Below are 12,441 nucleotides of genomic sequence, written 5' to 3'. Positions count from 1 at the left end.
GAGCCCGACGGGGACGACGCGCTCGACTACGTGGCCGCACGCCTGATCAGCGGCAAGCTCACCGGCGGCCCGGTGGAGGACAGCGTCGACCTCGCCCGGATCGAGAAGGCGGTCCGCGAGATACTCATCGCGGTCGGCGAGGACCCGGACCGCGACGGCCTCCAGCAGACGCCGGCCCGGGTGGCCCGCGCGTACGCCGAACTCTTCGCCGGCCTGCGGGTCGACCCGGCCCAGGTGCTCCGCACCACGTTCGAGGCCAACCACGAGGAACTGGTGCTCGTCCGGGACATCGACGTGATGAGCCTCTGCGAGCACCACCTGCTGCCGTTCCGGGGCAGCGCGCACATCGGCTACATCCCCGGCCCGGACGGCCGGATCACCGGCCTGTCGAAGCTGGCCCGGCTGGTCGAGGTGTTCGCCCGCCGGCCGCAGGTGCAGGAGCGGCTCACCTCGCAGATCGCCGACCTGCTGATGTCCAGCCTCGCCCCGCGCGGCGTGATCGTGGTGCTGGAGTGCGAGCACATGTGCATGGCGATGCGCGGCATCCAGAAGTCCGGCGCGAAGACCATCACGTCCGCCGTGCGCGGCGGCCTCCAGAACGACGCGAAGTCGCGGGCCGAGGCGATGGCACTGATCATGGCCCGCTGACCCTCGACCGGCACCGACGGCCGCGTACTCCCGCCCGGAGGCGCGGCCGTCGTCAGTCGGGCAGCATGGCGAGCAGCAGTCCGGCGGCGGTGAGCACCGCCGGGACCAGGCAGACCAGGGCGCCGAATCGGGGCGTCCGGTCCACCCGATCGGTCGGACGCGGGCGGAAGACGCGCCCCACCGCGAGCCAGCCCAGCATGAACGCGACAGCCGGCAGCGGCAGCCCCACGAGCAGCGCCAGCACTGTCACCGGCCCCGGGCCGGCGACCGCGTACAGCACGAGCTGGAGCAGCGGCACCACGAGCGCCAGCGGCCCGTACACGAGCAGGTTGCGCGGACGGGCCGGCCACCTAGCCAGCCGCGGCAGGCCGCGCGCGCTCAGAGTGTCGTCCGCCGCGTCCGCCCAGTCCCCGGCGGCGCGCAGCGCCGCCAGCACCGCCGACGGCCCGCCCGCCATCGACCGGGCCGCCTCGGTCACCTCCGGCGGCGTCGGGACCAGCGACATCGCCGGTACGCCCAGCTCACGCAGCCGGGACTGCTGCGGCGCCAGCCGTTCCCGTACCGCTGTCAGCTCCTCGCGGGCCGCAGCCACCGACCGCGCCTGCTCCCCGGCGGCGGTGGCCGCCGCCCGGCGTACGCCGTCGAGCGCCCGCGCGGCGGCGACGTACTCCGCCCAGGCCGACTCGGCGGGGTCCGCCACGGTTGTCGGGCCACCCGCGCGGGGCCCCGGTACGGTCGTGCCGGTCTCGCTCATGCGGCCCCCTCCCCGGTGCGCTCCGTCGCCCGCGGGTCCGGTTCGACCCGCGCGGTCGCCACTTCGGTCGTGCCGAACGGGACGAAGACGGTGCCCTGCTCGTCCGGGCCGTCCCAGAGCACCGCGCGACAGGGGCGGGGCCGCCACCAGACCGGACGGTCGAAGAGTTGCTCCAGCCGGCCGCCCGGCACGTCGGTGACCGCCACGGCGGTGAGCTTGTCCACCTCGCCCTCGGGACCGAGCAGCCCGGCCAGCGGCGCCGGTGTCCGCCACCAGCCGAGCAGGTGCCGCCCGGCCGGCGGGCCCTCCAGCAGCAGCGTCCGCAGCAGGTCCGGCGGCAGTTCGGTGGCGTCCGGCACGTCCAGCCCGAACACGACGAGATAACCCGGCTCGTCCGACTCCATCGCGGTCCGCAGCCCGGCCGCGTCGACGGTCTCCACCCGGTGCCGTCCGGCCAGCTCGGCGGCGAGCACCCCGGCCGGCTCGGCAGACCCGTTCGCCAGCGGCGCCAGCACGAACCGGGCCGAGCCCGGATGCGCTGCCGCCGCGCTGCGCACCGCAGTCACCAGCAGGCGCTCAGCCTCCTCGTCCCGGCCCAGGACGGCCAGGTTCCGCCCCGCGCCCGGCCCCAGCGGCACCGTCACCGTGGACCGCCGCACGTCCACCGCCCGGCCCAGCAACGCGGCGGGCGCGTGGGTCCGCCCGGCCAGCGCGGCCCGGTGCCGGGGGTCGTTGGCGAGCAGCGGGCGGGCGTACCCGGCGAACACCACGGGCGGTGTCGCCGACTCGCCCCGCGCCTCCCAGAGCCGTCGCCGCAGGTCGGACAGGACCTCGGGATCCTCGTACGGATCCGGGAAACGGATCATCCGCTCGTGCCCCCGGGTCGCGCCGCGCGGACCGCCCAGGCCACCCGCCGTGTTCACCACAGCGCTGCCCACCGGCAGCCCGGCCGCCGAGTCGTTCGCCGGTTCCAGCACCGCCGAGCCGCCGGGCAGCGCCACCCGCACCGGGAACTGGCCGAGCAGCGGGTCACGCGGACCGCCGATGCCCAGGTCACCCTCGCCGGCCAGCACCAGGTGGATCCCGTACGACCGGCCGGCGCGGGCGAGCGCGTCCAGCCGGGCCAGCAGGTCGGCGGCGAGCCGGTCCCGCTCGCGCAGCGCCAGCGGGAAGTTGTCGACCACGCAGACGATCCGGGGCAGCGGCTGGTGCTGGCGCAGCTCGGCGTAGCGCTGCCCGCCGGCCCGCCGGGACGCCTCCTCGCGGCGGCGCAGCTCCGCCTCCAGCTCACCGAACAGGTCGGCCACGTACTCCCGGTCGGCGGCCATCCCGGCGGCACGCACCTGCGGCACCCAGGAGCGGTCCCGCTCGGTCTGGAGGAACTCCACGAACGACTCGCCGTCGGCCAGGTCGGCCAGGTAGAGCGCCAGCTCGTCCGGGCCGTACCGGGCGGCGAGGCCGAACAACGCGTCGGTCAGGAACGCCGACCGCCCCGCCTGACCTCGGCCGCTGACCAGCCAGTGTGGCGTCAGCTCGGTGAAGCCCAGGCTGACCGGACGCCCGGCGGCGTCACCCACAGTTGTGCTCAGCCCGTCGGCCGAGCCGGTCGTCCAGAAGCCGTCGGCAGGCAGCAGGTCACGAAGGGAGAGACGGGAGCCGTCCTCGATCTGCTGGGCCAACCGCGCACAAACAGCGGCGACCAGGTCGGCGGGTGGATCCTCGTCGAGGAACACCGGCGAGTTCAACCCGCCCGGCGGCTCGGCGCCCGGACTGCTGAAGCCGGCGCCGGGCGGGTCACCGACCAGCGCGTACGCGGTGCGAACGGTGACCGCTGTGGCGCGCGGCAGCGGGCTGCCGTCCGGCCAGCCGGCGAGCACCAGATGCAGCCCTGCGCGCGGCCCGCCCTCGGCCAGCCCGGCGAGCCGGTCCAGGTCGGCGGTGGTCGTACCCTCGGGCAGCGCCGCAACCACGAGCAGCAGCGTTCGGTCGTGCCCGCGCTGCCGGGCCGTCCCGGCGGCCACCCACTGCTCCGCCTCGGCCAGCACCGCGCGCATCCCGGCGAGGTCGGTGGCGGGCGGGGGCAGCAGGCCGGCGTCGGCGAGCGGCGCGTACCCGGCGAACGTCGCACCGGAACCGCCGTCCACCGCGCGGGCCAGCAGCGCCCCTGCCGGCGTGGCAGCGAAGACGCGCAGCAGCAGCGCGCGGAGCAGCCCGGCCACCCGGGCGTCCGAGGCGTCGGCGTCGAGGCTCACATGGCCGCTGCCGAGCAGCGGCACCAGCGCGGGGAAGCGGGCGTCGTCGAGCGGCGACGCGGTACCGACCCGGACCAGCGGCGGCAGACCGTCACCCGGTGGAGTCGTCGCGGTCAGCGCGTCCAGTGGCGCGCCGGCCCAACCGGGCGCCGCCAGCTCTGCCGCCGCCCGCAGGCGCTCGGCCAGTTCGTACTGCCGATGATGGTCGGCCGGCGCGGGCCGGATCTCGTCGAGGATGCCCGCCGCCGCCGTCGCGGCGGCCTCGGCCCGGCGGTGCAGCGCGGCGGCCCGGCCGGCGCGCGCCTTCGGAGTCACCACCGCGTCCACCTCTCTTTCCGAGGCCGACATGTCCTCCCCGAGGTGTGACGGTAACCCAGGCGGCGGCCGTCCACCGGGATGTCGGTCGGCGCGGTGAGCTGCTCGGCGGTGAGCAGCCTCACCCCGCCGCCGGTCGGTGCCCGCCCGGCGGTTCGCCACGATCCGCCGGTTCCAGGCATTGGGTACGCGCGGCGCAGCCGATAGCCTCAGGAGGTGGAATCAGTGCAGCCCCCCGCCGGTTCCCAGGTGTCCCGAGTACCGGCGCAGCGAACCCCGCCGGAGCAGCTGGCGCCCCCCGCGCCCGCTCCCGCACCGGTACGCCCCAAGCGTCCGGTGCGCACCGTGCTCGCTGTCGTCGCGGGGGTGGTGGCGCTGCTGTGCACTGTCGGCGGAGTGGTCGGGTTCGTGCTGTACGACCGCGCAACCGCCCCGGACCGAAGCGCCCCCGACGTCGTGGTGGACAACTATCTTCGGGCCTTCCTCGTGGACCGCAACGACACGAAGGCGCAGGAGTACACCTGTAAGTCCGAGGGGGACCTTAACGCCCTCCGTGGCCTTCGCGCAGAGATGGAACAGCGGGAAGCCAACTTCAAGGTGGTGGTCCGAGCCAGCTGGGGGCCCCTGACCAGGGTGGAGAGCGGCGACGGTGAGTCGGTGACCACGACGCTGACCATCTCGAGCTCGGCTGATGGTCAGCCACGAAGCAGCCGACGTGAGGACTGGCAGTTTCGCGTCGTGGAGCGAGACGGATGGCGGGTCTGCGACGGCAGAAAATTGGGTTGAGCGGCCTTACTCCAGCCAGAGCAGGTGCACCGGCACCTCCAACGTGGTCGGTGCCTGGCCGCGCCAGGCCCACCGGTACCACTCCAGTTCCGGGGCCACCCGCACGCAGATGTCGCCGTCCGCCCCGGAGTAGGTCTCGGTGACGGCACGCAGGTCGCGCCGTTCCACGCCGTTGTCCACGTGTACCACGCGCCGCCCGGTCACCGCGTCGGCCTCGAACACCGGCGTCGGCGGCCGGCGCTCCGGCACGTCCAGCGAGACCAGCCGGAGTCCCGGGGCGCTTCCTCCGGTCGCCGGACGCCGCTCGCCGATGGTCTCCACCCAGACCCGTTCCACAGGCACCAGCGGCGCGAACACCTCCACCTGCTCGGCCTCGGCCCGGTACCACTCGTGTTCCGGGATCACCGGTACGTAGGTGCGGCTGCCCTGCACCACCCGCTCGTCGGCCCGCAGGTCGCCACGCCAGCCGAGGCCGGGCAGGCCGACCAGGACGCGGCGGCCGCGCAGCTCGGTGCCGCCGGTGGCGGGCACGGTCTCCACCGGCCGGGGCGGCAGCGGTGCCCAGTCGGGCCGGTCGGCGAACGGGTCGGGCAGGGGGTTGCTCATCCGCCCGGCCTCACCCGGTCTCGCCGAGGGGCGCGCCCCGCTTGCGCATGAAGGGCACCGGGTTCTCCGCCCCGTTGCTGGACCGGTCGCCATTGCGGTGCACCTCGAAGTGCAGGTGCGGACCGGACGAGTTGCCGCTGCTGCCGGAGAGGCCGATGACCTCGCCCGCCTCGACCGCCTGACCAGGCACCACGCGAGGTCGCTCGACCATGTGGCAGTAGCGGGTGATGAATCCGCCGGCGTGCAGGATGTCCACGAACCATCCGCAGCCGCCCTTGTTCGGCCAGCCGTCCCGGTCGCAGTCCCGCCGCCCGGAGCGGTCGGGGTCGCAGCGGGCCACCAGCACCCGGCCGGCCGAGGCGGCGTGGATCGGCGTGCCCTTCGAGGCGGCCAGGTCCACGCCGTGGTGGCTGGGCCGGGCCGTGGTGCGGAAACCGGAGACCACACCGCCGGGCAGCGGCGCGGTCCAGCCGGAGGCGGCGATCCGGTCTCCGGCCGCGGCGTCGCACACGGCCTTGCCGGCGATCTCCACGGTCCGGGCGGCGCCGCCGGCCAGCGCGTCGACGATGGCTCCGGCCAGTTCCTCGTGCTTGGCGTAGGCGTCGGGGTAGGCGCTGACCTGGACTTTCTGGGCGACCACAGTGAGCGGGCGCTGCTGCCAGTTCGGCACCTTCTCCATCTTCTGGTAGAACTTGCGGGCCGCGTACGAGGGCGTCATCCGCTGCTCGACGCTGCCCCATCCGGGCCGCTGCTGGAACAGACCCAGCGAGTCGTGGTCGGCGCCGACCCCTTCGTGCGGCAGCGCCAGCGATGCCGGCACCGTGCTGTTGGCGAGGTTGCGCAGCGCTGATTCCTGCATCGCGGTGGCGAGCGCGATCACCCAGCCGCGCGCGGGGAGCTTCATGTCCTGGCCGACCTTGATGATGACCGCGGCGTTGCGCAGTTGGCGCTCGCCGTACTCGGCGAAGCGCGGCATGTCGCCGGTCAGGTTCACCTGGTAGGTGGGGTCGCAGTTCAGGGCCGCGAGCTTCGGGTCGTCCTCGTCGCCGCCGAGTTCGGTGAGAAGGAAGGCGCCGGCGCCGCCGACGCAGCAGAGCAGGGCGAGCACACTCGTGACGGCGGTGGCGACCACGCCCAGGCGCAGCTTCCGGCGGACCTGCCCGGCGACGGCCGGGCCGGCGGTCACGACCGCTCCCAGTCGATCGCGTCCACCAGCCAGGGTCCGTCCGGTGCGACGAGTTCGAGCCGGAGCGTGCCGTTGTCCAGCGGAACCACCGCCTCCACGAAGGACTCGGTACGGGGCCGGAGCGTCGGGGTGCCGGCGGTCCTCCGTGCGGGCACTGTCTCCGGGTCGGCATCAGTCATCTTCTCGGCCAGCGCCGGCGTGGAGAGCGGCCGCAGGCGGGCCTGCCACGCGTCACCGCTGCTGCCCGGGCCGCTCAACCAAGCGGTGGCGAAGCGGCCGGCGACCTCCTCCGGCGTGTCCTCGCCCGGCCGGGTCTTCGGTGCGACCGCGGTCGGCGGGCTGGCGAGCACGCCGTCGTCACCGGCCTCCGGGTCCGTGGTGCTGATCGGCTGGGTGGGGCGGCTGGTCAGGCCGAGGCCCGGATCGCCGGGGCCGGCGACGAGGCGGGCCGCGCCGATCACCCCGAAGACCAGCACGGCGATCATGAGGGCGACACCGATCCGGGACCGGAGGACCCGGGTGAAGAGGAATTCCAGCGCGCGTCGCACCGGACTCACCGGGCCTCGGAGCGGATGCGCGGCGCCGGCCGGGCCGGGGCGGTGCCGCGGTCCGCCGAGTCCGGCCGGTAGACGGCGTAGGAGGGCGCTTCCTCCGGCACATCCGGCTCGGTCCAGGTCGACGCTGCGCGCCGGGGGCGGGGAGTGGCGCCGGGACGCTCACCGGGCCGTCCGCTCGCGGGCGCCTCCTCCGGCCGTTCCCGTCCGTCCGGCCTTTCCCGCTCGGCGGGTGTGGCGCTGTGCGCCGGATCCTCGTGCCGGGCCTCCGGCCGGAGACTGCGCTGGTCCGCCGTGACGGTGCGGCGCTTGCCGATCGCCGACTCGTTGGTCCCGCCGGGCTCGGCCACGTCCAGCCGCGCGGCGATCCGCATGTCCCGGAAGAACCGGCGGTGCCAGGAGCCGGCCGAGCTGACCGCCTCGCTGCTGTCCTTGCCGCCGAGCTGGGTGATCCGGCGGTACGGCCGCAACAGCAACCAGCCGACGACCCCGCAGAGCCAGACCAGGACCACCTGGAGCCAGCCGGGCAGCGTGGCGGTGTTCATGATCAGGTCGACGGCGAAGAGGTAGATGGCCGCGCCGGTGCCGAAGATGGCGATGTTGAAGACGGCGGCGACCACCGCGTTCGCCAGGCGCCGGAGCCCGGCGCTGGCCGGGCGCATCAGGCCGACGGTGCCGAGGATCGGCGCAGCGATCACCGCCCAGCGGAAGATCAGGAAGCCGAGCAGTACCAGCAGTGACGCGGTGAGGTCGAACATGGCGAACAGCACCGAGGCCAGCACCGCGATGAACCCGGCACCGATCCGGTCCATGTCCTTGGTGCCCTTGAGGTACTCGTACGCCTCCGGATCCTCGGTCTTGATCTGCTCGGCGACACGGGCCCACTGCTGTTGCTTGGCCTTGATCGTGCCCTCGCGGGTGGCCGGGTTCTGGCGGAGCTTCTCCGACTCCTCCCAGGTCAGGGACTTGGCGTCGTACAGGGCCGGGCCGTACTTCTTAGCGGTCTCGCTGTCCGCCGAGCCGAGCACACCGCGCAGCCAGTTCCGGTAGAGCATCGTCTCGGTCGCCGTGTCACTGGCACGCACGGCGGGCGGTCGATGATCCTTGCACGCCTGCGGATTCGGGTCGTCACATTGGCCAGGCGGCGTGTCCTTGGTGGATGGGCCGACGGCGTCGTGCACGACGCCCAGCGTGGTGATCAGCGTGTTGTCGGCGATGTTCGCGGACTTCACCGGCCAGGCGGCCAGCGCGGTCACCGCCACCATCACCAGCAGCGCCCAGCCGGCAGTGGTCATCGCATTGCTCATGTCCGACTGGCGGGACCGCCAGAGCAGGTAGAGGCCGACCACGCAGACGGTGATGATGCCGAAGACGCTGAACACCTTCTGGTAGACGGCCTTCGTGGCCTGCTCCACCAGCGGGTCGGCCCAACTCCACATCGTGCGCGGGTCCCAGGCGCGCTCGCGCAGCGCGTTCGAGGCGCCGATCACCGCGTTGGCGAACATGAACTCGCCGTTGGCGACCATCGTCGTGAAGCGGTAGTCCGGATGCAGCACCGAGGAGGCACAGCCGCCGTCCACGTCGTACGTGTTGTAGCTGTACCCGGCGTACCCGTAGTCGCTGTAGAGGCCCTTCGGGCCGGGCTCCTTCGCCGAGTCGGGCCGGGACGCGAACCAGCCGGCCAGTCCCGAGTCCGGCGCGGCGGGCACCGGCGCGTTGCGGCACTCGACCTGGTCCTCGCTGACCGCCTTGAGCTTGCCGACGCAGGACCGGAAGTCGGCCTGCCACTCCTTGGTGCTGCACAGCTCGGCGCGCGCCTGGGTGACCGGCGCGGCGGCGTACGCGGGTGTGGCTGCCCCGATCACCGGCCAGGAGATCGTGGCCCCGGCGAGTACGCCGAGCGCGAGGAGGAGCGCCGCGATCCGTGCCCGGGCCCTCGCCATGTCACGCCTCCAGATCAGCCAGGACGGTCGGCAGTATCCCGGCGGCCTGGGCGACCGCGGCGGGGGTGGTGTCCAGGTGTTCCAGCAGCCCGTCGACGTACGACACGTCGACCCGGACCTTCTGCACGCGCCCGTCGACGTCGCGCATGACGAACTCGCGGAAGCCGAGCCGGTTGGCCGATCCGCTGTCCGCCTGGGAGAGCGAGGCGAGTGTCGCCTCGTAACCGTCGTCGACAGGAACCCGCAGCAGGCGCAGCGCCTCGGAGGCGATCTCGCTGTCCTCGGCGATCCGGCCGACGAAGACGGTGGAGACGAGGTTCTGCACGTCGAGGCCGAGGATGTCCTTGGGGTTCTGCGAGGCGACGAGCGCGGCGAGGTTCCACTTGCGGGAGTCGCGGGCGAGCCGGACCAGGAACGAGCGCCCGGACCGCCAGCCCTCCATGAAGTGCGCCTCGTCGAGGCCGACCAGCTTCCGGGAGGACATCGAGCCGCCGTAGCAGCGGCGTACGGCGAGCCGGTGCGCGGTGTGCAGCATCGGCAGCGCGAGCGCCTCCTCGGCCGACCAGTACTCCCGCTCGATCTTGAGGTCGGGGAGTCGCAGACCGGCCATGGTGATGACGGTGAGCGCCGCGTCGGCGCCGAGCAGTCCCTCCGGCGGCCGGCCGAAGAAGAGCATGGCCAGCGGCATCTCGGCGGTGTCGAGGAGAAGGTGCGCCAGTTCGCGCCCGGCGTCGTCGTCGAGCCCCTGGAGGCAGGTCACCACGTCGTCGAGCGTGGAGGTCTCCTCGGCGGGGACCTGGCGTACGGCGTGCCGGAACAGCGTGGCGGTGGACGCCTCCCGGGCAACCTGCGGCGGCACCAGCATCATGCAGATGTCCTGCACCAGCATCCGGCGCTCGGCGCGGGCGTTCGACACGGCGATCTCGAACTCGCGGTCGCCCGCCGGGCCGGCGCCGAACTCGCTGCGCAGCGGCGTCGGGATCAGCGCGTACGGCGCGAGCGTGCCCTGCTCCGAGCCGGTCAGGTTGAGCACCCGCGAGTACGGCGCCAGTTCGGGCATGGCGCAGAGCCGGGCCAGCGGGCCGGACGGGTCGAGCAGCGTCACCTGCACGCCGCGGCGCGCGGCCAGGTAGCCGAGCGCGCCGAGCAGCGTGGACTTGCCACCGCCCGGTTCGGCGACGAAAACGGCGAGGCCGGAGCGCTCGCGTACCTCCATCGGGAAGTGCAGGTCGAGGAAGACCGGCCGGCGGCAGGTGCCGGCGGTGCGCCCGATGAGGTCGCCGCGCCGGTCGCCGACCGTGGACGCGGCCTGCGGCAGCGCGGCGGCGAGCAGGTTGACCGGCATCCGCCGGACGTAGCCGGTGTTGGCGATCGGCTCGCCGGGGATGAACTCGCGGGCCAGCCAGTCCTGGTTCTTCGGGTGCTGGAGCGAGATCCGCAGCTCGCGGGAGTAGAGCTGGATGAGCCGCCGGGCCCGTTCCAGGCACTCCTCCCGGGTACGCCCGCCGACCGCGATCCGGTGCCAGCCGTGTGCCCGGGCCGAGTCCACGGGCAGGCCGGTGGTCATCTCGTCGCCGATCACCAGCGCGCGCTTGGCCAGCCGTTCCAGCTCGGGCGGCGCGTCGATGCCGTGCTCGGCGTAGTCGAGCTGCTGGGAACGGATCATCCGGAGCCGGTGTTCGAGGTTCCGGAAGGAGTCGTTGGGGCCGAGGATGTCGACCCGGGTGGACAGCTCCATCGGCCACGGGAGCCGCTCGTGGAAGTGCAGCCAGGGCTCGTGCCGTTCGGGGATCTCCAGCGGCTCCATCCGGCCGACCGCGAGCACGGCGACGTGGCGTTCCTCGCCGGTCATCCGGTTGACCAGCTTCACCGTCGAGCCGTACGGGGTGCGGTAGCGCTCGACCTGCTCGGTGAGGGCCAGCAGGTCGCCGCGTTCCCACCGGCCGTTGGTGATCGGGGACAGGACGCCGGGTGGCGCCATGCACAGTGCCACCGAGCGGTAGAGCAGCCATTCCAGTTCGGGTGCGGTGACCCGGCGTCCGCGCATGCCGAACGCGCCGAGGACCTCGTCGAACTGCTCGACGGTACGGCTCAGCCGGCGGCGCTCGCCGTCGGCGGTGCCCCGGCCGAACGTGCGCAGGAGTCGTTCGGTGAGCGAGTCGCCGAGCGACCGGCGGGCGAACGTGACACCGAGGTAGGTCTGGCCCTCGGCGTGGTTGACCGCCATCAGGTGCCGCTGGGCGGCGACCAGGTGGTCGGCCCAGCCGGTGGTGCCCGGTACGTCGGGCAGCGGGGCGGCGGTGTGCGCGTCGATGGTGCGGGCCCACTCGTCGGCCGGGAAGGGCCGGGTGGTGCGGCGCAGGTGCAGCCGGAACCCGGCGAGTCCGGCGTACTGCTCGGAGATCGCCGAGAGCAGCGCCTCGCGTTCGGCGTCCGGCCGGAACGCCCATCGCACCTCGGGCAGCCAGTACCAGGCGGTGACTGTGTTCGGGGTGAAGGTCAGGTGGCCGGCGATCTCGGTGATGGCCAGCTCGACCGACGGGTCCCGGTCACCGAACTTGATCTTCGGGGCGCGGACCCGGACCGGCTTGGTCGGCCGGTTGCGGCGCTCCGGCGCGCGCTGCCGGGGCGGCGCCACCTCGCGGTGCGCCGAGCGGCCGACCTCCCGCGACGGTGCCGCCGCGGCCGTGAGCGGGTCGGCGGGAGCGAGATCCGGCTCCCGGTGGTCGGCGGGGACAGGCGCGGGGGCGTGGATCTGCGGGGGCGGCGGGAGCGCCGGCTCGGGCTCGGCCGGGGGCCGGAGCGCGGGCAGCCGGTCACCGGCCTGCTGCGGCACCCGGCTCCGGGACGGCGGCGGCGGGGCGAGCGCGGCGGGCGGGTCGGGCAGGGAGGGCTCGACCGGCGGCGGTGCGGGTTCGGGCCGGGGGCGGCCGACCGCGCGTACCCCAGGGGCCCGCTCGCGGACCGGCGGTTCCGGTTCGGCCCGGGGCGCCGGCTCGACCGGCACGGCGGGCTGGTGCGGGATCGGCAGGGGCTCCCGGCCGACGCCACGGCGCGGCGGCGCCACCACCGGCTCGACCGGCGGGAGCGGTGTGGACGCGGCGGGCCGCCGCCGGGGCTGCGCGCCGCCGAACAGGTCGAGGAAGGGGGAGTCGATGTCGCCTTCGGGGCGTACCGGCTCGCGCGGGGTCATCGGTCGCGGCGGCTGGAACACGCCGACGCGGCTGTGCCCGGGGCTGGTGACGAGCGCGCTGTCGAGGACGACCTCGTCCAGATCCTCGTCCGGCGGGTAGTCGAACGATCGCGCACGGTTACCGTTGGGCCCGGCCGGGCGCCCGGCCGGGGAACCCGGCGTGGAAGAGCGACTCATGCGACCGCCTCACCCGCGTCGTTCGTC

General features: G+C 74.2%; 9 protein-coding genes. 2 read left to right on the top strand and 7 right to left on the bottom strand.

Features of this window, described 5'->3' with window-relative positions:
* Positions 1-30 precede the first annotated feature (30 nt).
* Positions 31-648 carry a GTP cyclohydrolase I FolE gene (gene folE, locus O7546_RS27220; protein WP_013288986.1) on the top strand — a complete coding sequence of 206 codons (618 nt, stop codon included), beginning with the start codon at positions 31-33 and terminating at the stop codon, positions 646-648.
* 52 nt (positions 649-700) lie between these two features.
* Here folE and O7546_RS27215 read toward each other — a convergent pair whose 3' ends face one another.
* Positions 701-1,402, bottom strand: a complete 702-nt coding sequence (locus tag O7546_RS27215) for a hypothetical protein (RefSeq protein ID WP_269697777.1) — start codon at positions 1,400-1,402, stop codon at positions 701-703.
* Positions 1,399-3,981, bottom strand: a complete 2,583-nt coding sequence (locus O7546_RS27210; RefSeq protein ID WP_194802010.1) for an FtsK/SpoIIIE domain-containing protein — start codon at positions 3,979-3,981, stop codon at positions 1,399-1,401. Before O7546_RS27210 ends, O7546_RS27215 begins: the two co-directional genes overlap by 4 nt.
* Before the next feature lie 213 nt (positions 3,982-4,194).
* Here O7546_RS27210 and O7546_RS27205 point away from each other — a divergent pair, with 213 nt between their 5' ends.
* Positions 4,195-4,755 (top strand): hypothetical protein, encoded by a 561-nt coding sequence (locus tag O7546_RS27205; protein ID WP_281601189.1) that lies wholly within the window; start codon positions 4,195-4,197, stop codon positions 4,753-4,755.
* 6 nt (positions 4,756-4,761) lie between these two features.
* Here the strand turns inward: O7546_RS27205 and O7546_RS27200 are convergent, their stop codons facing one another.
* From O7546_RS27200 to O7546_RS27180, 5 genes are read right to left on the bottom strand one after another with little or no spacing between them, the layout of a single operon-like run.
* Positions 4,762-5,361 (bottom strand): hypothetical protein, encoded by a 600-nt coding sequence (locus tag O7546_RS27200; RefSeq protein ID WP_194801959.1) that lies wholly within the window; start codon positions 5,359-5,361, stop codon positions 4,762-4,764.
* Positions 5,362-5,371: 10 nt separating this feature from the next.
* Complete coding sequence (locus tag O7546_RS27195) at positions 5,372-6,547, bottom strand: M23 family metallopeptidase (RefSeq protein WP_269697775.1); 1,176 nt, start codon at positions 6,545-6,547, stop codon at positions 5,372-5,374.
* Positions 6,544-7,104 carry a hypothetical protein gene (locus O7546_RS27190; protein ID WP_194801957.1) on the bottom strand — a complete coding sequence of 187 codons (561 nt, stop codon included), beginning with the start codon at positions 7,102-7,104 and terminating at the stop codon, positions 6,544-6,546. Before O7546_RS27190 ends, O7546_RS27195 begins: the two co-directional genes overlap by 4 nt.
* Positions 7,101-9,044 carry an MFS transporter gene (locus O7546_RS27185; protein WP_281600192.1) on the bottom strand — a complete coding sequence of 648 codons (1,944 nt, stop codon included), beginning with the start codon at positions 9,042-9,044 and terminating at the stop codon, positions 7,101-7,103. The genes O7546_RS27190 and O7546_RS27185 overlap by 4 nt, the downstream gene beginning before the upstream one ends.
* 1 nt (position 9,045) lies before the next feature.
* A complete protein-coding gene (locus tag O7546_RS27180) occupies positions 9,046-12,414 on the bottom strand; it encodes an ATP-binding protein (RefSeq protein WP_269697773.1) in 3,369 nt (1,122 codons plus the stop codon).
* Positions 12,415-12,441 lie beyond the last annotated feature (27 nt).

The organism is Micromonospora sp. WMMA1976, from assembly GCF_027497335.1.
Taxonomy (GTDB): domain Bacteria; phylum Actinomycetota; class Actinomycetes; order Mycobacteriales; family Micromonosporaceae; genus Micromonospora; species Micromonospora aurantiaca.
The sequence above is the reverse complement of the archived record's forward strand: the minus strand, read 5'-3'. Positions and strand labels throughout refer to the sequence as shown.

Excerpts from the sequence above, each read along its gene's own strand:
- O7546_RS27215 (WP_269697777.1), bottom strand. The coding sequence starts at position 1,402 with ATGAGCGAGACCGGCACGACCGTACCGGGGCCCCGCGCGGGTGGCCCG.
- O7546_RS27200 (WP_194801959.1), bottom strand. The coding sequence starts at position 5,361 with ATGAGCAACCCCCTGCCCGACCCGTTCGCCGACCGGCCCGACTGGGCA.
- O7546_RS27185 (WP_281600192.1), bottom strand. The coding sequence starts at position 9,044 with ATGGCGAGGGCCCGGGCACGGATCGCGGCGCTCCTCCTCGCGCTCGGC.
- O7546_RS27180 (WP_269697773.1), bottom strand. The coding sequence starts at position 12,414 with ATGAGTCGCTCTTCCACGCCGGGTTCCCCGGCCGGGCGCCCGGCCGGG.